The sequence below is a fragment of the Sporolactobacillus sp. KGMB 08714 genome (assembly GCF_036598985.1).
Taxonomy (GTDB): domain Bacteria; phylum Bacillota; class Bacilli; order Bacillales; family Sporolactobacillaceae; genus Sporolactobacillus.
Map to the genome: position 1 here is coordinate 105591 of NZ_JAUUBW010000056.1, position 21931 is coordinate 127521.

General features: G+C 49.1%; 20 protein-coding genes. 1 reads left to right on the forward strand and 19 read right to left on the reverse strand.

Annotation, left to right across the window (positions count from 1 at the left end; all coding sequences use genetic code 11):
• Nucleotides 1-193: 193 nt before the first annotated feature.
• The 17 genes from Q6A92_RS17850 to citZ all read right to left on the reverse strand — a co-directional run bounded on the left by Q6A92_RS17850 (nucleotide 194) and on the right by citZ (nucleotide 19613).
• Nucleotides 194-436: a YrzI family small protein gene (locus Q6A92_RS17850; RefSeq protein ID WP_274398280.1), complete on the reverse strand. Its 243-nt coding sequence runs from the start codon at nucleotides 434-436 to the stop codon at nucleotides 194-196.
• Nucleotides 437-1018: 582 nt separating this feature from the next.
• Entirely contained in the window at nucleotides 1019-1867 is an 849-nt protein-coding gene (locus Q6A92_RS17855; RefSeq protein ID WP_274398281.1) for a putative sporulation protein YtxC, read from the reverse strand.
• 152 nt (nucleotides 1868-2019) lie between these two features.
• Entirely contained in the window at nucleotides 2020-2952 is a 933-nt protein-coding gene (dnaI, locus tag Q6A92_RS17860; RefSeq protein WP_274398282.1) for a primosomal protein DnaI, read from the reverse strand.
• Nucleotides 2953-2976: 24 nt separating this feature from the next.
• The gene (locus Q6A92_RS17865; RefSeq protein ID WP_332238937.1) at nucleotides 2977-4353 is read right to left on the reverse strand and encodes a replication initiation and membrane attachment family protein; all 1377 of its coding nucleotides are present in this window, start codon (nucleotides 4351-4353) and stop codon (nucleotides 2977-2979) included.
• 167 nt (nucleotides 4354-4520) lie between these two features.
• Nucleotides 4521-5012, reverse strand: coding sequence for a transcriptional regulator NrdR (gene nrdR / locus Q6A92_RS17870; protein WP_274398284.1), 492 nt, complete (start codon nucleotides 5010-5012; stop codon nucleotides 4521-4523).
• A gap of 102 nt (nucleotides 5013-5114) precedes the next feature.
• Nucleotides 5115-5714, reverse strand: a complete 600-nt coding sequence (gene coaE, locus Q6A92_RS17875) for a dephospho-CoA kinase (protein WP_274398312.1) — start codon at nucleotides 5712-5714, stop codon at nucleotides 5115-5117.
• Nucleotides 5708-6547, reverse strand: coding sequence for a DNA-formamidopyrimidine glycosylase (gene mutM, locus Q6A92_RS17880; RefSeq protein WP_332238938.1), 840 nt, complete (start codon nucleotides 6545-6547; stop codon nucleotides 5708-5710). Before mutM ends, coaE begins: the two co-directional genes overlap by 7 nt.
• Nucleotides 6548-6659: 112 nt before the next feature.
• Nucleotides 6660-9290: a DNA polymerase I gene (gene polA / locus Q6A92_RS17885; protein ID WP_332238939.1), complete on the reverse strand. Its 2631-nt coding sequence runs from the start codon at nucleotides 9288-9290 to the stop codon at nucleotides 6660-6662.
• A 67-nt stretch (nucleotides 9291-9357) separates the two neighbouring features.
• Nucleotides 9358-11076: a two-component system histidine kinase PnpS gene (pnpS, locus tag Q6A92_RS17890; RefSeq protein ID WP_332238940.1), complete on the reverse strand. Its 1719-nt coding sequence runs from the start codon at nucleotides 11074-11076 to the stop codon at nucleotides 9358-9360.
• Nucleotides 11057-11752 carry a response regulator transcription factor gene (locus Q6A92_RS17895; protein WP_274398288.1) on the reverse strand — a complete coding sequence of 232 codons (696 nt, stop codon included), beginning with the start codon at nucleotides 11750-11752 and terminating at the stop codon, nucleotides 11057-11059. Before Q6A92_RS17895 ends, pnpS begins: the two co-directional genes overlap by 20 nt.
• A gap of 58 nt (nucleotides 11753-11810) precedes the next feature.
• Entirely contained in the window at nucleotides 11811-12611 is an 801-nt protein-coding gene (pstB, locus tag Q6A92_RS17900; RefSeq protein WP_274398314.1) for a phosphate ABC transporter ATP-binding protein PstB, read from the reverse strand.
• A 28-nt stretch (nucleotides 12612-12639) separates the two neighbouring features.
• Complete coding sequence (pstA, locus tag Q6A92_RS17905; protein ID WP_274398289.1) at nucleotides 12640-13524, reverse strand: phosphate ABC transporter permease PstA; 885 nt, start codon at nucleotides 13522-13524, stop codon at nucleotides 12640-12642.
• A complete protein-coding gene (pstC, locus tag Q6A92_RS17910; RefSeq protein WP_274398290.1) occupies nucleotides 13524-14483 on the reverse strand; it encodes a phosphate ABC transporter permease subunit PstC in 960 nt (319 codons plus the stop codon). The genes pstA and pstC overlap by 1 nt, the downstream gene beginning before the upstream one ends.
• 135 nt (nucleotides 14484-14618) lie before the next feature.
• Nucleotides 14619-15554, reverse strand: a complete 936-nt coding sequence (locus Q6A92_RS17915) for a phosphate ABC transporter substrate-binding protein (protein WP_274398291.1) — start codon at nucleotides 15552-15554, stop codon at nucleotides 14619-14621.
• Nucleotides 15555-16030: 476 nt separating this feature from the next.
• The gene (gene mdh, locus Q6A92_RS17920; RefSeq protein WP_332238941.1) at nucleotides 16031-16966 is read right to left on the reverse strand and encodes a malate dehydrogenase; all 936 of its coding nucleotides are present in this window, start codon (nucleotides 16964-16966) and stop codon (nucleotides 16031-16033) included.
• 152 nt (nucleotides 16967-17118) lie between these two features.
• The gene (icd, locus tag Q6A92_RS17925; protein ID WP_332238942.1) at nucleotides 17119-18387 is read right to left on the reverse strand and encodes an NADP-dependent isocitrate dehydrogenase; all 1269 of its coding nucleotides are present in this window, start codon (nucleotides 18385-18387) and stop codon (nucleotides 17119-17121) included.
• Nucleotides 18388-18500: 113 nt separating this feature from the next.
• Nucleotides 18501-19613 (reverse strand): citrate synthase, encoded by a 1113-nt coding sequence (citZ, locus tag Q6A92_RS17930; protein ID WP_274402157.1) that lies wholly within the window; start codon nucleotides 19611-19613, stop codon nucleotides 18501-18503.
• 222 nt (nucleotides 19614-19835) lie between these two features.
• Here citZ and ytvI point away from each other — a divergent pair, with 222 nt between their 5' ends.
• Nucleotides 19836-20972 carry a sporulation integral membrane protein YtvI gene (ytvI, locus tag Q6A92_RS17935; RefSeq protein WP_274402156.1) on the forward strand — a complete coding sequence of 379 codons (1137 nt, stop codon included), beginning with the start codon at nucleotides 19836-19838 and terminating at the stop codon, nucleotides 20970-20972.
• A gap of 18 nt (nucleotides 20973-20990) precedes the next feature.
• On the opposite strand, the gene Q6A92_RS17940 is transcribed toward ytvI, so the two are convergent.
• Both Q6A92_RS17940 and Q6A92_RS17945 read right to left on the reverse strand, forming a co-directional pair.
• Complete coding sequence (locus Q6A92_RS17940; protein WP_274402155.1) at nucleotides 20991-21392, reverse strand: FxsA family protein; 402 nt, start codon at nucleotides 21390-21392, stop codon at nucleotides 20991-20993.
• A 25-nt stretch (nucleotides 21393-21417) separates the two neighbouring features.
• On the reverse strand, nucleotides 21418-21840 hold the full coding sequence (locus tag Q6A92_RS17945) for an acyl-CoA thioesterase (protein WP_332238943.1): 423 nt from the start codon (nucleotides 21838-21840) through the stop codon (nucleotides 21418-21420).
• Between the last annotated feature and the right edge of the window lie 91 nt (nucleotides 21841-21931).

Genomic DNA, 21931 nt, shown 5'->3' on the forward strand with positions numbered 1-21931 from the left:
GGAAATATATTGATATATTTATCGTAGCATATTGGGAAGCATCCTTTCAAAATTTCCGGCTTTTTAAGTACATAGAATAATGATGGCCGCTCAAAATATTTTCAAACAGCGGTTATTAGAAAATTAGGCCGTCCACACCCCAAAAAACAAAATCGGCAGGTGCCATTGCCGTTTTTTTAAGAGATCCTCCTGATTATCTGTAATATCGCGAATAATCGATCCGTCTGTCGAGCATTTGTTCCATCAGCATTTTGATTCTTTGTTCATCTTCATAACGCTGCTGAACGGATGGCGGCCGCCTGACAGTGATCGTCAGTGTGAGGTCAAGAAAGTTCAGTCTCAGCATTCGATTCCCTCCTCCCCGTTTTTGAATGGCTTGATTCATCAGTACCGATGCTGCAGGATACGTGCCGTTTTTTAATAAAAATGCCGGCATATCTTTCGCCTCCTATTTGTGATTAAGCGATTTATATAAAAACCCGCCATAGATGCACAGCCGGTCCTATATACAGAAAAAGGCCCTGACGGCGTGAAGCCGAAACGGCCTTATCCTAAAAAGGGCGCAAAAAGACCGCAGTCATTGATGACCTGCGGTTTGTTTCAGTGATTAAAATTTTTCAATGATTCAAACGATCTGCTCCCGAGGCCGTCACAACGTGATATTCAATTGGTGAAACTGAATAAATGAGTCCGTTATTCATCACCATTGTGACAAGCCTCCTTAAAAACTTATATAACACTTTTATTCTATATGGAAAAAATTGTCTTGTAAAGCCCTTTTTGTATTTTTAATGATTATCCTTCTTATTCTTCCAGATCGTAAAGTGCACCGTCAGCCGGCCTCAATTCTCCCCAGTGGCTCATCCGGGCCGGCGGGTTGCGCTCCCATGTGTCAATCGCACATCGGCCCATCCGGGATGATCGTCCCGCTGAGTATCGCTTATTACCTTTCAGATGAGCGGATGACGGATTCACACGCCCGGTCGGCCGGGTACGTGAACTGAAGGAGCCTCGGTTATTATTCCGTGTTCGCCCTCGTCATCGGTGAATAGCCGGCCTCGTTTTCCGCGGCAAAACTGCTGGGGAGAAAGCAGACACGGTCTTCAAATACCTGATGCAGCGTTTTCATCATCCCATGCTCCGGCCGGTCGGTATAGACAACGACCTGCTTCGGCGCCAGGGCAATCAGCGTCAGAATAATCGACGGCTCTGCCTCAATGCCCCACTGTTTTAACAGCGGATAGAAGGAGCGCACCGACTGCACATTGCGGATCAGCCGGTGATGGTCATCAAATAATTTGAAGGGCGATTCGTCAAACACTTCTATTTTTTCACAAAGCGGTTTATAAGCCCGTATAATCCGGCGCAGTTTGTCAATGAATACCTGATATTCCTGCTCCAGCTTGTATTCATCAATCGCAATCTCGACAAAACGGCGGAGCCCTTCCCGATAAGCCGTCAGCCGGAATCTGAGAATCGACTGAAAGGACAGCGTACCGTGCTCCGTCAGGATGTCGGCCAGCGAATCGATAATCAGCTGTTTGCGATCGGGCAGTCCGTCCGTCTGCGGAAGATCGTTCTTCTCGCCGGCAAAAATAGCGGCAACAATGCCCAGTATGGCAACCTTTTCCTCCGGTTCGCTAAAAAAATAATGCCTCTCGATGATTTCTGTCAGCCATTTTTTTTCATACCTGTCAATAATGAACCGTGAAATAAAACGGGCAAATTCTTTATATTCGGACTCATTCTCCGGAAAAACGGCCAGACGGCTGTTGATCAGGAGCACACTCGCCGTCTGTCTGAAAGTGGAGGGCAGCCCTCTGTAAAAATCAACAGCTTCCTGCCTGGTTTCAAATGCAATATCCAATGGTTCATCCTCCCCGTCCCATCTTATATAAAAACTATATGGGAGGGAGGTGCGGATCATGCTCCCGCTGCCGTCTTTTCTTTCAAAAAAGTTCTATGCTTATTCTGCCGGCCGCCGATCCTGCAACTGCGGAAACGCTTCCGGCCCCGCAGCTACCTGCGATTGGCGCCCTCCATCCGGACAAGTGCGGTATAATGACGGATGCGTTCCATCAGGCGCTCGGCCTTAACACTTTCCACACCGCTTTTCTGCGAATACGAAAAATGATCCTCCAGTTCATCATAATCAAAATTGGATGTATACAGTGTCGGGAGATGTTCCATGATCCGGTACTGGAGAATACTGCCGAGCACTTCGTCGCGGATCCACGGCGTCATCGTTTCCGCCCCGATGTCGTCGAGAATCAGAACGGGGGTTTTCTTCAGAACATCGACTTTTCTATCCACAGAATTGTCCTGAATGGCCCCTTTGATTTCCCGGAAAAAATCTGGTGCGTAGACAATCAGCGAAGCGATCGAACGGCGTTCGGCCAGACGATTCATCACCGCACCCATCAAATACGTTTTTCCGATGCCGAACCGTCCGCAGACATACAGCCCTTTTGCGCTTCCGCCGTCGAGATAGGATTTGACAAAATCACCCGCAGCTTTCAGCGCCTGCTGACGCCCCGGTTCCCGTTTATCGATCGTCTCAAACGTTGCCTGCAGGATGTCTTTCGGGACATAGTAACTGCGGATTAACCGGCTCTGCCGCCGGCTCGCCGTTCGTTTCTGAAACAGGGGGCACGGGGAAAAAGCAAGGACCGGTCTGCCCTTGTCGTTCATCAGCTCCGGCCTGTATCCCTGCATCATATTCGGGCACTTGTCCAGCCCCGGACAATGATCGCAATGGTTCCATTCTTCGGCAAACTGATACAGCTCCGAGACGTTTTTCATCCAGACCGGTCTTGTAATCTGCGGATTCTGCCGGACAAAGCCGGCAATCCGCGGATTCGCGGCCAGCAGTTTATCCGCCAGGCGTTCCCGGTCCTGCTGAATGCCCCGCTCATCTGCAATATCCCGCAGTACCGATTTGATTGGCTCCATTTCTTCGCCCCCCGCTTTTTGTGATTAGATGCTATTTAAATAGTCTTCAAGCCATTTGGCCCGTTTTTGAGCTTCTTCTTCCGTAACCCCGTCCGGACGTTTGCCGCCCGCCTTGTCCCGATTTTTCATCCACTTCGGAACGACTTCGCTGCGGGCCCTGCCCGGCTGTTTGCGGTTTGCCGCCGGCCCTTTTGCTGCTGACGGCAGTTTCTGCTGTGTATGTTTTTTCTTTTCTTCGCGGGCCACAGACATCGCCTTGCGCACAGTCCGGACGTTTTCCCGCGACCATTGGGCAGCTACTTTTTCAACAAAAGATTTGTTTAAATTATTATCGTTCACCTTCGAAATATAATCAATCAGTACATTGATCACACCGGGATTCAATTTTGTATCAAACATCAGATTTTCCACCAGACGCAGATCGGGCGCCGCCGGTTTGCTGCCGTGTCCGAGCTCCTCAAGCAATTGATACGGCGAGTTCGTCTCATACCAGGAAATCAGCTGCTCTTCCTCAGTCTGAGGCACTTTATCGCTCATCTCGCATGCCTCCGCCGGCTGCGTCCGTTCATATAAAGCCGGCATCTCATTCGGCCCATGCTCCAGGCGGTAATAGTCCCGGACTTCTTTTCTGAGCAGGCCGATATCCACCGTCCCCGTATGCAGAGACGCCGATTCGACGGCCCGGCTCATGTCAAAGGGGTCCGTCTGATAGACGCAGGCAAGTTTCTCAATGGCGTCTCTGACATCTTCAGTCAGTGCTTCCCCGGAAACAATGGCGTCGGACAGATAATTCTTCAGCTGACTGAAATCAAAATAGCTGCGGAACTTCAGTTTTTGCGGATGTGCACGATCCTCCCAGCGTGTGTCCTCCTGCAGGTCGCGGGAAAATTCGCTGCTCGGAATGGATTCAAAGACTTCGTCAAAAGCGGCGGACAAATCCTCAAAGCCCTCTGAATCCGGGGGCTGCTCGAGAAATAGCTCGCTTAAACGATGATAATCCTTCGAGCCGATCTGGTGATAGAGAAAGACGTTCAGCAGCCCGTCATTAAAAAACTGATTCGGTGTGAGCGGCGGCACCAGCAGATACATAAAGAAAGCGGGATCCGACTGCTTTTTCTTCAGCGTCCGGAGCAGGCCGACTGCTTCAAGCTTCTTTCTCGCCCGAAGAATGCGGTCGAGCGAAAGATTCATTGTTCCCATCAAATGGTGATGAGTCGCCGTCTGATCGTTTTGCCCGCGCCCCGTCTCCTGCCGCAGCGAAAAATAGAGACTCGTCGCTTCAATACCGACGAGCGGCTGATAAAGCTGTGTGATAATTTTCTGATCATAATAATTGAGAAGTCCGTCCGCTCTGACCGTATAATGATCGCCCGGAAGCACTTCTCTCCATGATTGCAGCATATTTGTCCCCCCTTCCATATCATCCTGTCCTGTATAAAGAGGGCGTTCAAAAAGTTCAGGATACGCCTTGGGCGCATAATCGCTGCCACAGGCTCTTGTTTTACAAAACGGAGCCGCATCGGTCTCTTTTCACCGATTCTCCCTCAGCCGCATCCAAAAAGATCAGGTCAGCCGTCCCCATCCTTTCGGCTGTTTTTGGCTTTTTCCAGCTGATCCTTCAGTTCCTGAATCTCCTGTGCAAATACATTGATATCTTTGAACTGACGATAGACCGAAGCAAAACGTACATAGGCTACTTCATCGACTTTGGCCAGCTCATTCATCACCATCTCGCCGATTTCATGACTGTTCACTTCAGAACGCCCGTCATCGCGAAGCTTTTTCTCCACGCTGTTCGCCAGGTTTTCAAGCTTTTCCAGAGGGACCGGACGCTTTTCGCATGCCTTAATGAGCCCGCGCAGGATCTTGTTGCTGCTGAAAGCCTCGCGATTGTCGCCCTTCTTCACAACGATCAAAGGAGTCTCTTCGACTTTTTCAAAAGTTGTGAATCGGTAATGACAAAATTCGCACTCTCTCCTTCTGCGAATCGCCCGCCCGCTGTTCACGGGACGGGAATCCAGTACCTTGGTCCCGTCTTTTTTACAGCTTGGACAGCGCATTCTCTCCACCTCAATCCAAGTATTAGATGTTAGTTTTATTTTATCGTACAAGGAGCCGGATGAAAAGCAAAGGTCTGCACCTGCGGAACAAAACGGTGAAAATTATAAAAGATTCCATTGTTTTAAAATGGACTGAAGCTGCCTGACCGTTTCTTCGACCGAACCGTTATTATCAATGACTGCATCAGCCATTTTTTTCTTTTCCTCAAGGGACATCTGCGCATCAATCCGGGCCAGCGCTTCCGTTTCCGTGAAATGGTTTCTCGACATCAGCCGCCTGAGTTGATTGTCTTTCGAAACATAGACGACAAGGGTCTTATCCGTCCACCGATCAAGAGACCCCTCAAACAGCAGAGGAATATCAAGAAAAACGGCACGGGCACCCGATTCCCGGAATTGTTTCACTCGGGATCCGATCCGTTCCCTGATCAGCGGATGAAGCAGTTCATTAAGCTGCCGGCGCTTTTTTTCATCATTGAAAATCAATCTGCCGAGTGCCTGCCGGTCCAGTGTCCCGTTCTTCAGAATGATGTCCTGCCCGAAAACACCGGCTATTGCGGATAAACCCGGTTCACCGGGAGCAACCACTTCGCGTGCGATCCGGTCTGCGTCGATCAGTGGATAGCGGCGGGCTCTCAGCCAGTCGGACACTGTGGTTTTCCCGCTGGCTATTCCGCCCGTCAGTCCGACTTTAATCATGATCCCGTCACCCGAATCTGGCAGGCGGGACAGAAATGTGTGCCCCTTCCGCCCACTTTTATCTTCTCTATTGCCGTCCCGCACCTTGGGCACGGCATCCCTTTGCGTCCGTATACCTGCAATTTCTGTTGAAAAAAACCGGCGTGCCCCCGGCTGTTCACAAAGGTCCGGATCGTGCTTCCGCCCATTTTCACGGCCTCCCCGAGCGTTTCGACGATCGCTTCGTGCAGCGTTTTAATCTGCGGCATCGTTAGATCCGCGGCAGGAGTAAGCGGGTGGATACGTGCTCTGAAAAGCGCTTCGTCCGTATAAATATTTCCCAGTCCGACAACCGCGCGCTGATCCAGCAGCATCGGTTTGACAGCCCGCGTCGTTTTTCGGCAGCTCAGCGCCAGGCTTTCTGCCGAAAAAGAGTTTGAGAACGGTTCGGGCCCCAGCTCTTTGAGCGGAAGCATCCTCCATTCCTCGCCTTTCCTGAAAAGATGCATCGTCCCGAATTTACGGACATCGCGATAACGCAGGGAGGTATCGTCGGTAAAATGAAAAATGACATGAGTATATGGGTCGACGGGAACGTTCTCCCGATCCAGTCTGTATCTTCCTTCCATTCTCAGGTGGGAAACAAGGACCTTGCTGTCGAAGCAAAAAAGCAAAAATTTGCCTCTCCGGCCGACATGATGCAGCGTTTCGCCCGCCATCAGCCGGGCAAACTCTCCGGCATCCTGCGGACGCCTGATAATTTTGGGCCAGCGGATCTCGACATGCCCAACCGTTTTGCCGATGACCAGTTCATTCAGTGTTCTTTTGACGGTTTCTACTTCCGGTAGTTCCGGCATTGCCTGCTCTCCCTTTTTCATAAAGGTCAGCGGATTCCCTGAAAAGCTGATCGGAAATCGCTGAACCCGGTTCGATGGGCCGCGCGGCGTATTCGCGCCGCCCGCTCCCGGATCATTTGGCGTCGTACCAGGTCGGACCGTACGCGCATTCCACTTTTAACGGAACATTCAGCGTAATGGCATGTTCCATGACCTCCGGTACGATCTGCTTCATTCTTTCAATTTCCTCTTCGGGAACTTCAAAAATCAGTTCATCATGCACCTGAAGCAGCATGCGTGATTTTAGATGTTCCTCGGCCAGCCGGCGATCCATGATGACCATCGCTTTCTTGATCACATCGGCGGCACTGCCCTGAATCGGCGTGTTCATCGCCGTCCGTTCGGCAAAGCTGCGCAGATTGTAATTGCGGCTTGTGATCTCCGGCAGATAGCGCCGCCTGTTTAGTAAAGTTGTCACAAAACCGGATTTTCTCGCTTTTTGGACGATCTCTTTCATGTAGCGTTGAACGCCCGGATAGCTTTCCAAGTATTTTTCAATAAACCGGCCCGCTTCTTTTCGCGTGATCCCGAGGTTTTGCGACAGGCCGTAGTCGCTGATTCCATAAATGATGCCAAAATTGACGGCTTTTGCATGGCGGCGCATCAGTGCCGTCACCTCGTCCTTTTCCACACCAAAAACATCCATCGCTGTCTTGGTGTGGATGTCCAGCCCGTCAATGAACGCCTGTTTCAGGTTCGTATCGTCGGCAATATGAGCGAGCACTCGAAGTTCAATCTGGGAATAGTCCGCCGAAAACATTTGCCATCCGGGTTCAGACGGCAGGAAAGCTTTGCGGATCTTGCGGCCCTCTTCAAGTCTGATCGGTATATTCTGTAGATTCGGGTCTGTCGAGCTGAGCCGGCCCGTCTGGGTCAGCGACTGATTGTAGCATGTATGGACTTTACCCGTTTTCGGATTGATCACCTTAAGCAAGCCTTCAACATACGTGGATTTCAGCTTGCCCAGCTGGCGGTAATCGAGAATTTTGCCGACGATTTCGTGACGGCCGCGCAGTTTCTCCAAAACATCCGCGGCCGTAGAATAGCCTGTTTTTGTTTTTTTTACAGGCGGAAGCATCAGCTTTTCGAACAGCACCTCTCCAAGCTGCTTCGGAGAATTGATGTTAAACGATACACCCGCCGAACGATAAATATCCTGTTCGATCACTTCGAGAGTCGCGTCCAGTTCCCCGCCCATTGCCTTCAGCGTCTCACCGCTTGTTTTAACGCCGGTAAACTCCATTCTGGCCAGTACGCGCGACAGCGGCATTTCAAGTTCCGAAAGCAGCTGTTCCTGCTGATTGGTTCTCAATTTCTCTTCAAGTATCGGTTTCAGGGCAAACAGCACCGCCGCTTTGCGCCCCAAGTGGCCGGCCTGACCGTTTCCTTCCGGAATGACCCGTTTGGCGCCTTTCCCGTAAAAAGCATCGTCTGTTTCGACATCCGTGATGCCTCTTTTTTGAGCCACCACTGCCAGATCCTGCCCGGCCTCGGACGGATCGATAAGATAAGAGGCCAGCCCGACATCGAAAACGAGGCCGTTCAGTTTTTGTCCACGCCAATTCAGGGCGACTTCTGCCTGTTTCCCGTCAAGGACGATCTTCTCCTGCGCGCCGTCTGCCAGCCAGCGACAGAAGAGCGGATCATGCAGCCCTTTATCCGTCTGAATAAAATAAGTGCCGCTTTTATTGGAAACGGCAAAGCCGAGGATGTCCGCGTAATGATAGTTTTCATCCAGCATTTCCACAACCAGCGCACTCGGAGACACAAGCTGATCCTTGGAAAAAGATTCAACAGCCTCTATTTTGATCGGCGCCATCGCGGACGGTTCCTTCTCCTTCTGCGGAAGGTCCATTTTCTCAAGCAGCGACTGAAAGCCGAGCTCACGGAACAGTTCTGTTAATTCGGGTGTGGTTTTGTTTTCAAAAGCACAGTCATCGAGAGCAACCTGTACCGGCGAATTCCTGTCGATCGTTGCGATTTGCTTGCTCATCAGCGCCTGATCACGATTGGCCCCGAGATTTTCTTTCAATTTCTTCCCGGAGACCCTGTCAAGCTGCTGATAGACGCCCTCAACCGTCCCGAACTGTTTCAGCAGCTTGATCGCCGTCTTCTCTCCGACGCCCGGAACACCGGGAATGTTGTCGGAAGCGTCTCCCATCAGGCCTTTCAGATCGATGACACCTTCAGGATCGATTCCGTAACGTTCTCTGACTTTTTGAATATCGTAGACAGTGGTGTCGGTAATTCCTTTTTTAATCAGCGAGACATTGACGCGGTCCCCGACAAGCTGCAGATAATCCCTGTCGCCGGTAATAATGTCTACTGCGAACCCCGCCTCTTGCGCTCTTTTTGACAGCGTGCCGACAATATCGTCCGCTTCATAATTGTCAAGATCATATCGTTTGATGCCCATTGCATCGAGCAGTTGATAAACAAACGGAAGCTGCTGAGAAAGTTCGGGAGGCGTTTTCTGACGCCCGCCTTTATAGTCTTTGAAAGTGCTGTGCCGGAAAGTGGTCTTGCCGGCATCAAAAGCAACGAGAAGATGGGTCGGCTGCTCCTCTTCGATCGCTTTCAGAAGCATCATGGTGAATCCGTATACGGCATTCGTATACATACCCCTGTTGTTGCTCAGTAATGGGAGCGCAAAAAAAGCGCGATAAACAACATTGTTGCCGTCTATTAGAACAAGTTTCTTCATGCTATCCTCCTGGAGTGCAAAACATCCGTTCTTTCCTCGCTTTTTATTTTAAAGCAAGATGACGCTTTTATCCAATCGGCGGCCGCGTTTTTTTGAAAGATATGGTAAATGTCGTTCCCTTGCCGGGTTCGCTCTTAACGTCTATGCTGCCTTCATGCACTTCAACCAAATGCTTGACGATGGCAAGCCCAAGCCCGGTACCGCCCGAATCGCGGCTCCTGGCTTTATCGACGCGATAGAAGCGTTCAAATATTCTTGGTATCTGTTCTTTTTCAATACCGATTCCGTTATCTGAAATGATAAACTTTGACTTATCAGCTGTTTCTTTGACGGAAAGGACAATTCTGCCCTGTTCGGGAGTATAGGAGATCGCATTGGTGATCAGATTAATCATAATCTGGCGAATGCGGTACGGATCGCCAAGCGCCCAGCCTTCATCGCCCGGAAGCCGGTCAATGGCAATCTTTTTCCCGTCGGCCTTTTCTTTAAAAATCAATAAAGCTGCGTCCAGCAATTTGGAGAGAGAGACCTTCTGCCATTGAATCGTGAAATGCTCGCGTTCGATTTTTGACAGATCGAGCAGATCTTTGATCAGGTTCTGGAGCCGTCTGCCTTCGTGAAGAATGATATTTAAAAACTGCGTTTCAAGCTGCTTATCGTCCTTGGCTCCGTCAAGCAGCGTCTCGGTAAAACCAATCAGTGAAGTAATCGGCGTTTTCAGTTCATGAGAGACATTGGCAACGAAGTCTTTGCGCATGTTTTCCAACTTCTTAATTTCCGTAATATCGTGGAAAACAACCACAATGCCTTTGACTTTTTTATGGTGGTCGAGAATCGGCGCGCAGGAGACATCGAAATGTTTCCTTTCAATATGCACGGTCAGCTGAAGTTGTTTTTTCAATCGCTTTTTGGACTGAAAAGCCTCATCGATCATCTCTTTCACCTCATCGTAGGGGATTACCTCCTGATAGTCGGCAAGTTCCCAATGAGATGCGGCTGTTTTAAAGTCTTCTTTAAAGGTCTTATTAACATAATCAATCCGGCCGTTGCCGTCAATAAAAAGCAGCCCGTTGCCGATATTTTCAATAAGCGTCGTCATGCTGTCCCTTTGGCTGGAATAGGACCGGTTTATCTCATGAAGAGTTTCGGAAAGGCGATTCATTGCCAGGTTCAGCCGCAGGACACTTTCCCGTTTGACACTGTCCGAAGCTGTCAGGTGGTAGGATCCGTCAAGTATATTTTCCGCCATCCGTGCCGCAAACCGAATCGGGACATCATAGGAACGCACGAGATAGTCCCGATAGAAAAGCAGGCCCAGGCCGAGAACAAAGAAAAAAAAGTAAAGCAGACCCAGCCCGACTACGACCGTTTTGCTGCTTTCCAGCCGCAGATAGCCGATAATCTGCCGATCCGATTTTAACGGAGTTATGTATACAGAGGAATTCGCCGTCTCATAAAAAACATTCGATTGATTTGAGGAAAGCGCTTCTCTGCTTTGATTCTTTGAAGAGTAGAGCACATGGCGGTCCCTGTCATAAATGGCAATCTTAACCGGCGATTTTTGCGCATAGGCTGTCAGTCCCTCCCGCGCATGCGCCAAATCGAGAGATCCGTCATGAACCGTTATGGATTGAATCCAGCTGCTTCGATCCGCCATCCTCTCCTGATCCAGTTGAGAACAGGCAACCTGAACAACCTGGTTGAGAACAAAAATAAGAAACAATAGGCCGGCAATCACTAATCCCCAGCGGATCCATACGTTTTTTTCAAGCTTTCGGCTCTTCAAGTTTATAACCCAACCCTCTTACAGTCTTTATATAGAGCGGTTTTCGTGTCATGTCTTCTATTTTTTCTCTGAGATGGCTGACGTGGACATCGACAATGCGTGTGTCGCCGGCAAATTCATAGTTCCACACGGCGTTCAGCAGCTGCTCCCGGGTCAGCACTCTGCCCTTGTGCTGCATCATGTAGACAAGCAGCTCGAACTCTTTCGGAGTCAGAAGCAGCTCCTGATCTTTAAACGTCGCTTCAAAATTATTCGGATAGACCTTAATATCGCCGGCAGTCAGAATTTCATTCTGTTCCTGTTTTCCAATATCGGTACGGCGCAAAATAGCTTTGACACGGGCAACTACCTCGCGCGGACTGAACGGTTTGGTCATATAGTCGTCTGCGCCCAGTTCAAGGCCAAGTATTTTATCGAGCTCGTCGTCGCGTGCAGTCAGCATTAGAATCGGAATAAAGATGAAATCCTGGCGAAGTCTCTTGCAAACATCCATGCCATCCATTTCGGGAAGCATCAGATCAAGAACGATCAGATCCGGATGCTGTTCTTTGACTATCGACAATGCATCGGAGCCATTCCCGGCTGTGATGACCTCATAACCCGATTTTTTTAGATTAAAAGAGAGTAAGGTCACAATGGACGGTTCATCGTCGACAACCAGTATTTTTTTAGCCAAGACGGACCCTCCCCCTGTTTGTGTGATCCGAACATTACTATAGAACTTCGTGTTTCGATCAGCCAAATCGTCCGCAAATATAATCCGACGTGCTTTTCTTTTCAGGTGCCGTGAAAAGTGTTTTTGTCGTGCCGAATTCAACTAATTCGCCCTGGTAGAAGAAAGCGGTATAATCGGCGATTCGGGCAGCCTGCTGCATATTGTGGGTGACAATGACAATCGTGTATTCTTTTTTGAGCTGAAGGAGCAGTTCCTCGATTTTCGCACTGGAAACAGGATCAAGCGCCGAAGTCGGTTCGTCAAGAAGAATCACGGCCGGTTTCAGAGCAAGCGCGCGCGCAATGCACAAACGCTGCTGCTGCCCGCCCGACAGGCCGATGGCGGACCGGTCCAGACGATCTTTTACTTCTTCCCACAGCCCGACCTGTTTCAGGCAGCTTTCCGTGACGTCTTTCAATCTTTTTTTGTTGTGGATACCTGCAAATTTCAGAGGAAGCTGAATATTCTCGCTGATTGATTTTGGAAACGGGTTCGGCTGCTGAAAGACCATCCCGATTTCCGTACGCAGCTTCACGACATCTACTTTCGGACTTAATATATTGACTCCGCGATATTCGATATTCCCTTCGCATCTTGCAGAGGGAATCAAGTCGTTCATCCTGTTTATCGTACGGATAAATGTCGATTTTCCGCACCCGGACGGACCGATCAGAGCAGTAATCGATTTTTCATGAATCGGCATATTTACATCTTTCACCGCATGATTATCACCATAGTAAATATTTGTGTCTTGAACATTTATTAAAACAGGACGATCCTCGGCTTCGCTATTTACAAAGGACGTAATTTTATTTTCCATCTGGACTACCATCTTCTTTTCCTCCCCATTATCTTCCTGATAATTTTTGATTAACGACTTTACCGAGACCCCGCGCAAGCAAGTTAAACAACAGGACACAGATGACCAGAACAGCCGATGAACCGTTAGCCACTGTCTGGATATCGGGTATGATTCCTGATGTATTGACCGCCCAGATATGAACCGACAGTGTTTCAGCAGAACGGAATAAATTCAGAGGTGAATTCGGCGATACGGGATTCCAATCCGTAAAATTGAGATCCGGAGTGGACATTCCGGCTGTAAACAGCAGAGCCGCAGATTCACCGAATACCCGCCCTGCGGACAGGATAATTCCTGTTAAAATGCTTGGAAAAGCTTCCGGGAGAAGAATGGTCTTAATGGTATGCCAATGAGTGAGTCCGAGAGCGAGGCCCCCCTCTTTCTGATGAAGCGGCAAGGAACGGAAACCGTCTTCGGTCACCCGGACGATAACCGGAAGATTAAAAACCGTTAACGCGAGTGCACCGGAAAGAACAGAAAATTTGAAGCCGAAGTAATTGACGAAAATCAGCATGCCGAACATCCCGACAACGATGGAAGGCAAGGATGCAAGCACTTCAACGCACGAACGGATGAAAGAAGTCAGTTTACCGGGCCGGGCATATTCAGCGAGGTAGATTCCTCCGCTCGTGCCGATCGGGACGGTCAGTATCATCGTGATGATCAGGACGTAGAACGAATTCCAGAGCTGATCTTTGATCCCGCCCCCGGCCATAAAAGCGCTCGATTCCGACGTAAGGAAGTGCCAGGAGACACTCGGAATGCCTTTTATTAAAATATAACCCAGTAAAGCCGCCAGAGTAGCCACCATAATCAACGCACAAAAAACGATCAGTGAAAGAGCGATGCGATTGGTCACCTTGCTGTTCATCACGCATTCCTCCTTCTGGAAAGCAGCCTGAGAATGAGAATAAAGATATAGGATATGATTAATAGAATCAGTCCCAGTGACCAAAGAGCATCATTGACCCGGCTGCCGGAAATCGTATCGCCCATGCTTAAGGTAATGATCGTTGTTAAAGTGGCGGTGGGATCAAAAATAGAGTGAGGAAATTTAGTTGCGTTGCCAATGACCATCTGAACGGCCAATGCCTCTCCGAATGCCCGGGACATGCCGAGAACGATAGCCGTTATAAGACTCGATCCGGCTGCCGGAATAACGACTCTCCAGATCGTCTGCCATTTTGTGGCACCGATGGCATAGGATGCCTCGCGCAGCGAATCCGGAACCGCACGTATGCTGTCCGCGGCAATACTCGTAACGGTAGGCAGAATCATAATACCAACGACAATCGCTCCTGCCAGCAGGTTGAATCCGGAACCTCCGAAATGAACACGCATAAACGGAACGATCGTGGTCAGTCCGATAAATCCATAGACAACAGAAGGGATGCCGACAAGGATCTCAATAACGGGCTGCAGCAATTTCTGGCCCCATTTTTTAGCCAGTTCTGCCATAAATATGGCGGACCCGATGGCAACGGGTGTAGCAATCAGTGCCGACAGCAAAGTAACGGACATCGAACCGAAGATAAATGCGAAGGCCCCGAAAGACGGATTCTTTGTCTGATCGGGATTCCAATCCGTTCCCGTAATAAAAGTCCAAAAGTTTATATGATCGACGAAAAAGGACCGTAACCCCTGAAGCGTCAGGAACAATGTGATAGCGACAACCGCTACGATGACGATGATGGCACTGCCGAAGATGATAACTTTTCCCCTGGATTCACTGTATCGGTCGGTGAACCTCTTAATCAAACCTTTTTCTCTTAACAACGATGATTCTGAACGGCCATCCGACGGGCTGATCATCGCTTTGCTGATTTTCATCGTTACACCTCATTTTTTACAACTCAGAGCATTTTTCATAGATACGACGGTAAGCGGGATGTAAAATACAAATCCCGCTTAGCCGTCGACAGCTTAAATTCATCTTATTTTCTAATTAAGTACATAACATCCGGTTTATTTGTTTGTTGTCTTGCCGGAAGCATCACGTACGACTTGCATTTTGTTAACCGTCAGATAGCCTTGTGCCGGAAGATCCTTCGTCTGAACGGTGTCACTCATCATGTAATCGATGAACGCTTTGGCAAGGCCTGTCGGTGCGCCCTTCGTATACATGTGTTCATAAGACCAAACCGGGAATTTGCCGCTGGCGACGTTGTCTTCCGTAGCCTGTACTCCGTCAATGGAGAGTTTAACGATCGATTTGTCACCGGCAGTGAAATAAGAGAGGGCAAGATAGCCGATTGCGCCAGGAGTCTGAGCAACGATCTTCTTAACCGTGTTGGACGAATCCTGAGTAATACCTTCTGCAGGGGTCTTGTTATCCAGAGCGAACTGATCGAAAGTTGCTCTCGTACCTGAAGTGGCAGAACGGTTTACCAACGTAATCTTCACATTTTTACCGCCGACCTGGCTCCAGTTCGTGACCTGACCGGTGAAAACTTTCTGAAGGTCTGCCTTCGAAAGATTCGTTACGCCGACCTGGGGATTGACAGCGGCCGTCATGCCGACGACGGCTACTTTGTTGTCAGTCAATGCTGATGCGTCAATGCCTTTTTTGCTTTCTGCAAAAATGTCGGAGTTGCCGATGTCAAAGTTGCCGGCCGATACTTCACTCAATCCGGTACCGCTGCCGCCGCCCTGGACGTCGATCTGAACATTAGGATTCTTGTCCATAAATTCTTTTGCAGCTTGTGCAGCAAGCGGCTGCAGGGCCGTTGAACCGCCGATTGTCAGCTTACCTGAAAGTGGTGCAGAGCTCGAAGCACTGGATTTTGAGCTGGAGCTCGATGTGCTGCTTCCTGAGCTGCTTCCGTTCCCGCATGCGCCGAGGACCAGCGTCAGGGCAAGAACAAGAAACAAGCCAATCGTTAGCAAGCTTTTCTTTTTCATGAGAATGTTTTCCCCCTCAAGTTTTGAGTGACCTTATTGCACTTCCCATATTAAGGTTCCTCTTTTAATCGAGTATGAAGCCCATGTAAATATTTTGTAAACGCAATGGTTTACTTGTCGATTTACACGGAATTTTGCTGACTGCACACACTTTCTAAATTTATTGTACCAAATAAAAACAAACAGTTCAGCAATTTTCAAGGCCCGGCCTCATAGCCGGCCCTTTTCTATCATCTGCACGTTCAGAATTTTTATCCGGATTCGTGCAAGCCTTCCTCCGTATTGCTTTTCCGTTTCCGATCCGATTTTCAATATAGAGATGCACAAGGGCTGCTTCTTGATGTTTTCCGGAAGAAAACATCAAGAAACAGCCCATCTCCAATAACTTATTTTTTGTAAAAAAATGCCGAAAATCTGCATCTTATAGGATCAGATTTTCAGCAAAATAGAGACAAAAAGTAAAATATTTCATTCAATCAAATCGTCTGAAGCACCTGTTTGACGGATTCAACCGATTGATCCAAAGCGGCCTTTTCTTCCCGGGTCAGATTCAGTTCAATCACTTTTTCAATGCCGTTCTTTCCGATGACGACCGGAACCCCGAAACAGAGATCACGATATCCGTACTCTCCTTCCAGATAGGCAATGGCGGGCAGGATACGTCTCTTGTCTTTCAGCACCGCTTCCGCCATTTGGACAAGAGAAGCCGCCGGCGCATAGTAAGCGCTGCCATTCCCGAGCAGCGAAACGATTTCCCCGCCGCCCTTGCGTGTCCTTTCGACAATCGCGTCCATCCGTTCTTTCGGGATCAGTGTCTCGACCGGAATACCGCCGGCGTAAGAATAACGGATCAGCGGGACCATGGAATCTCCGTGCCCACCGAGGACAAAACCTGTGACGTCTTCAACCGACAGATTAAGCTCCCGGGCAATAAACGTCCTGAAACGGGCTGTATCAAGGACACCGGACTGGCCGATCACTCGATTTTTCGGGAAGTTCGATTCCTTATAGACGGTATAAGTCATCGCATCCACGGGATTGCTGAGCACGATGATTGTGCAGTCCGGTGAGAATTTAACAACCTGTTTCGTGACATCCTTCATGATGCCGACATTAATGGAAACCAGATCATCGCGGCTCATCCCCGGTTTTCTGGCAATTCCCGCCGTAATAATGACGACATCCGAGTCCGCCGTTTGCTCGTAGTCCGACGTTCCGACAATTTTTGAATCAAATCCCTCAACAGGACCCGCCTCCTGCATATCGAGCGCTTTCCCTTTTGTCGGATTTTCCATTTTGGGAATATCCAGCAGCACAACATCGGCAAGCTCTTTCTGTGCAATAAGAAAAGCGGTTGTCGATCCGGTAAAACCTGCTCCTACAACTGTAACTTTTTTACGACTGGACGACATGTCTATTCCTCCCTATATTGACATTCGTATTCAAAAAGCGGGTTGAATACGCTGCCATTTTGAAAAAGCCGACGATGCATACATCTGCCGATTCGGCCGGTACGCTCATACGGCTGTTTCTTCTGTTAAAGGAACTGTTGCGCCTTGCAAATTTACATATTGCCGATGACAGCATCCGCGAACTGCGAGCATTTTACTTCCGTCGCTCCGTCCATCAGGCGGGCAAAATCATAGGTCACCGTCTTGCTCGAGATCGTCTTTTCGATCGCGCGGATAATCAGTTTTGCCGGTTCGTACCATGTCATATGTTCCAGCATGAGAACGCCCGACAAAATCACGGACGACGGATTCACTTTGTCCAGCCCGGCATACTTGGGAGCCGTTCCGTGTGTCGCTTCAAAAATGGCAACGCCCGTTTCATAATTTATGTTGGCGCCGGGCGCGATACCGATCCCGCCGACCTGAGCCGCAAGGGCATCGGAGATGTAATCTCCGTCAAGATTCATCGTGGCGACTACGTCATATTCATTGGGCCGTGTCAGAATCTGCTGAAGAAAATTATCGGCAATCGCGTCCTTAATCAGAATCCTGCCCTCGGCTTCAGCCTGTTTCTGAGCCTCATTCGCCGCGTCTTTTCCTTTTTCGGCGGCAATCGTATCATACTGCTTCCACGTGAACGTCTGATCGGCAAATTCTTTTTCGGCCACTTCATAGCCCCAATTTTTAAAAGCGCCCTCTGTAAACTTCATAATATTTCCTTTGTGAACAAAGGTCACACTCTTACGGTCCTCATGAATGGCGTAGCGAATGGCCGCACGGACGAGACGGGCCGTCCCTTCCCTCGAAACCGGCTTAATGCCGATCCCGGAAGATTCCGGGAAGCGAATTTTCCGGACACCCAGTTCATTTTGAAGAAAATCGACGATTTTCCGCACTTCGGGCGTGCCTGCCTCAAATTCGATACCTGCATATATATCTTCCGTATTTTCACGGAAAATAACCATATTCACCCGTTCAGGATGCTTAACCGGCGAAGGGACGCCTTCAAAATAGCGGACAGGGCGCAGGCAGGTAAAAAGATCGAGCTGCTGGCGAAGGGCCACATTCAGCGACCTTATTCCCCCGCCGACAGGTGTCGTCAAGGGGCCCTTTATCGCAATCATGTATTTTTTTATTGTATCAATCGTTTCCTGAGGCAGCCAGTTTCCTGTCCGGTCAAATGCTTTCTGGCCGGCCAGCACTTCCTTCCAAACAATCTCTTTTTCACCGCCGTACGCCTTCCGGACAGCGGCATTAAAAACCCGGGAAGCCGCCTTCCATATATCCGGCCCGATACCGTCTCCTTCAATGTAAGGGATAACCGGATGATTCGGTACGTTTAAAATACCGTTTCCGAACTTGATCTGTTCTCCTTGTGCCACGTCATGTACCTCCCAGACTACTCTCTATTTAAATCTCTTTTTTTTATTTTAATTATAACATTTTGACGTCGGCAATGCGCCATCCGCTGAAATCTTCGGAGCCCCGCAGACCTTCAGCGTTCTTCGAGGGGAATATACGGTCTGAGATCTGGTCCGTTGTATTCGGCTCTCGGACGGATCAGACGGTTGTCGCTGTACTGTTCGAGAATGTGGGCGACCCATCCGGAAGTCCGGCTGACGGCGAAAACCGGCGTAAACAGATCGTTGCGGATACCCAGAGTGTGATACAAGGTCGCCGAATAAAAATCCGTGTTCGGCAAGAGCCCTTTCTTTTCCTTCATTATGGATTCGATACGGAGGGATATATCGTAATATTTCGTTTCGGCGCCGCGGCTCGTCAATTCTTCCACCATTTTTTTGATGATTCTTGCCCGGGGATCTCCGTTCTTATATACCCGGTGGCCGAATCCCATAATCTTTTTTTTGTTCGCAAGTGCATCGTTAATAAAGTCATCAGCTTCATCGAGCGATCCGATCTTTTCCAGCATGTTCATAACCTGTTCGTTTGCACCGCCGTGAAGCGGACCTTTCAAAGCGCTGATGGCAGAAGTCACTCCGGAGTATATATCGGACAGGGTAGCCACACAGACTCTTGCCGTGAAAGTCGATGCATTCAGTTCATGATCGGCATGCAGCACGAGCGCCGTATCAAATGTTTTCGCTTCGGTATCGGTCGGCACTTTATTTTTCAGCATATACAGAAAATTAGCTGCAAGCCCTAAATCTTTTCTTGGGGAAATCGGCTCTTCACCATTCCGTATTCTTGCAAACCCGGCAACGATGGTTCCGATCTTGGCCTGAATCCGGACAGCTTTCTCTATATTTGAACGTACGTCCATCCGCTCCGCATCCGGATCAAAGACGCCCAGCGCGGAAATCGCCGTTCTCAGCACTGCCATCGGATGTACTGTCCCCGGAAAAGATTTAATGATATCAAAAATCGCATCGGGAACACTCGCATTATCCGCCAGTTTCTCCTTAAAAGCATTCAATTGATCGGCAGACGGCAGTTCGCCGTTCCAAAGCAGATAGACAACTTCTTCAAATGTCGACTCATTAGCCAGGTCATGAATACTGTAACCGCGATAAGTCAGCACATCGCGATTGATAGAACTGATTGCCGAGGTTGTTGCAACAATGCCTTCCAATCCCTTAGTCGTCGTCAAATTAAATTCCCTCCTTAAAGCATTCTGTTGTTTCAAGGTCCTTATTGTAAGCGCTTAATAAAAATATTCCAAGACAGTTCGCCTTTCATGATGATTATAGCCGTTATTGACAATTTTGTGAACAAAAAACACCTCCCTGTCCTTTTGACTTTGCTGAAGAAGTGAGCAGTCATAGAAGCAGCACCCGGCGCATAGAGATAAAAAATAAGGTGGGATGTGGACATGGATTCGCAGAAAACAGGACCTTTGACTTCATATTTACTGATGATTGCACGGGCTGTTCTGGTCTTGTCCATTCTCGGGTGCATTTTACTTTTCCTGTTTCTCGCTGTTCGCTATGCTCTGCCTTTTCTGATTGCCTGCGTCCTTTCTTTTTTCCTGAATCCAATTGTTTCCTTTCTTGAAAGAAAGACGGGCCTTCCGAGAGGTCTGTCGTCTTTTATCGTTCTCTTCTCGCTTTTCTCTCTCGTGATCGGTATGCTCTTATTCACCGCCATGGCACTGATAAAAGGCCTGTCGTCGCTCACGAGGACCGTTCCCGGCCAGCTCGGTGTGCTGATCAAAGATCTTCAGTCGCTCTTCTTCAATAAACTGCTCCCCTTCTGGGAACATGCCCTGCACCTTTTCTCCGGACTCCCCGAAGGCCAGCAGAAAGCGATCCAGCTCAATATCGAAAGTATGGCGCAAGCAGCGGCGGATCTGATCAACAATCTGGCCGGCAATCTGATCTCCAGCCTGACGCAATTCGTCTCTTCGCTGCCGAGTACACTGGTCTCCGCTCTGTTTATTTTTTTAGCCGCCTTTTTTCTTTCTAAAGATTCGGAACAGATCAAGCGGCATCTCTCCCTTTTCAAGGTTTCGCCGGCCATCGCCGTTCCGATCCGGAAGGTCTGGCAGGATTTGGGGAAAACCTGCACCGGTTTTGTACGGGCCCAATTTATCCTGGTGACGCTGACCATGATCGTCGTTTATCTCGGCCTTAAAGTGCTGAAAACCGATCAGCCTTTTACGATTGCCCTTATTTCAGGAGCTGTCGACCTGATTCCGTATCTTGGCCCAAGCGTGATTTTTATTCCGTGGATTCTCTATCAGTTCCTGATGCATCATTATTTTTTGACGATCGGGCTGACAAGCCTCTACGCGGCTGTCGCCGTTCAGCGTCAGCTGCTGGAGCCGAAAATTCTGTCGGCGCATATCGGGCTGGATCCACTCGCCACGCTTATGGCGCTTTATTTCGGTTTCAGATGGCTCGGATTCGCGGGCCTGATCATTGGTCCGCTGAGCCTGGTCATTGTAAAAGCATTATACCGGGCCGGCACGCTGCGTGCGGTCTGGCTTTTTATCCTCGGGAAAAAATAAACATAACACGGACGCCGGCTACCTGCGCCTTCCTAAAGAAGCGAACCAGAAACCGCCGCGGTCGATCCGTTTCTTCAGCCAGCGCGAAATCCGCTTTTTTATTAAAAAACGAAAAGAAGGGACAAGAAACAGCAGGCCGGCAAGATCACTGATGAATCCCGGAAGGAGAAAAAGAAACGCGCCGATCAAAATACAGGCTCCGTCTATCAGCGGTTCGCCCGGAATCTTTCTTTGATCGAGATCGTTCCTTATTCTTCTCACGACTGACAGCCCTTGCCGTTTCACTGTCCAGATGCCCAGGAATGCACCGGCAAGGAGCAGGAGAAATGTGTACAGAACGCCAAGCACCCGCCCGAAATAAACCAGTACGGACAATTCAGCAAAAACATACAGAAGAATCAGGATCAGCGTCTTTTTCATCACGGATTCCCCGCCCTTCTTTATCTCAGGACATACCGGCCGCATTTAAAATGAGCCGGTGCAGTTCCGGATTTCTTTTTTTCAAAGACACAGGCTTCATTTCTATATTTGTCCAACAGTGAGTGCTTGTCCCTTCCGTTAGCAGCTTCTGATCGTTTTCTCTGATGACACGATACGAAAAGCTGATGATCACGCTGTCGTATTTCTTTATCGATGCTTCAACAATCACGGCGTCTTCAAAACGTGCCGGCGAATGATAGTGGACCTCGATCCCGATGGCCGGCAGCATCAGACCGTCTTCTTCAATCTGCCGATAGGACATGCCGGTTGCTTTAATCCACTCCGTTCGGGCTATTTCGAACCAATTAACATACTGACTATGGTGAATGATCCCCATTTTATCGGTCTCATTATACCGTGCCACAATTCTTGTTCTCGAGATTTTCACGTCAATCACCCCAACCCAATAAAATTAAAAGAAGGTGCCTGTACTACACCTTCCCTGATTCTATCACAAATATTTTCTTTTCTTTAACCTT

Bases quoted from the DNA above. Each gene is read 5' to 3' on its own strand.
- pstC (WP_274398290.1), bottom strand. From the start codon at position 14,483: ATGAAAATCAGCAAAGCGATGATCAGCCCGTCGGATGGCCGTTCAGAA.
- mutM (WP_332238938.1), bottom strand. From the start codon at position 6,547: ATGCCGGAACTACCGGAAGTAGAAACCGTCAAAAGAACACTGAATGAA.
- polA (WP_332238939.1), bottom strand. From the start codon at position 9,290: ATGAAGAAACTTGTTCTAATAGACGGCAACAATGTTGTTTATCGCGCT.
- Q6A92_RS17850 (WP_274398280.1), bottom strand. From the start codon at position 436: ATGCCGGCATTTTTATTAAAAAACGGCACGTATCCTGCAGCATCGGTA.
- pstB (WP_274398314.1), bottom strand. From the start codon at position 12,611: ATGGAAAATAAAATTACGTCCTTTGTAAATAGCGAAGCCGAGGATCGT.
- Q6A92_RS17940 (WP_274402155.1), bottom strand. From the start codon at position 21,392: ATGAAAAAGACGCTGATCCTGATTCTTCTGTATGTTTTTGCTGAATTG.
- nrdR (WP_274398284.1), bottom strand. From the start codon at position 5,012: ATGCGCTGTCCAAGCTGTAAAAAAGACGGGACCAAGGTACTGGATTCC.
- mdh (WP_332238941.1), bottom strand. From the start codon at position 16,966: ATGTCGTCCAGTCGTAAAAAAGTTACAGTTGTAGGAGCAGGTTTTACC.
- ytvI (WP_274402156.1), top strand. From the start codon at position 19,836: ATGGATTCGCAGAAAACAGGACCTTTGACTTCATATTTACTGATGATT.
- pstA (WP_274398289.1), bottom strand. From the start codon at position 13,524: ATGAACAGCAAGGTGACCAATCGCATCGCTCTTTCACTGATCGTTTTT.
- dnaI (WP_274398282.1), bottom strand. From the start codon at position 2,952: ATGGAGCCAATCAAATCGGTACTGCGGGATATTGCAGATGAGCGGGGC.
- Q6A92_RS17915 (WP_274398291.1), bottom strand. From the start codon at position 15,554: ATGAAAAAGAAAAGCTTGCTAACGATTGGCTTGTTTCTTGTTCTTGCC.
- Q6A92_RS17865 (WP_332238937.1), bottom strand. From the start codon at position 4,353: ATGCTGCAATCATGGAGAGAAGTGCTTCCGGGCGATCATTATACGGTC.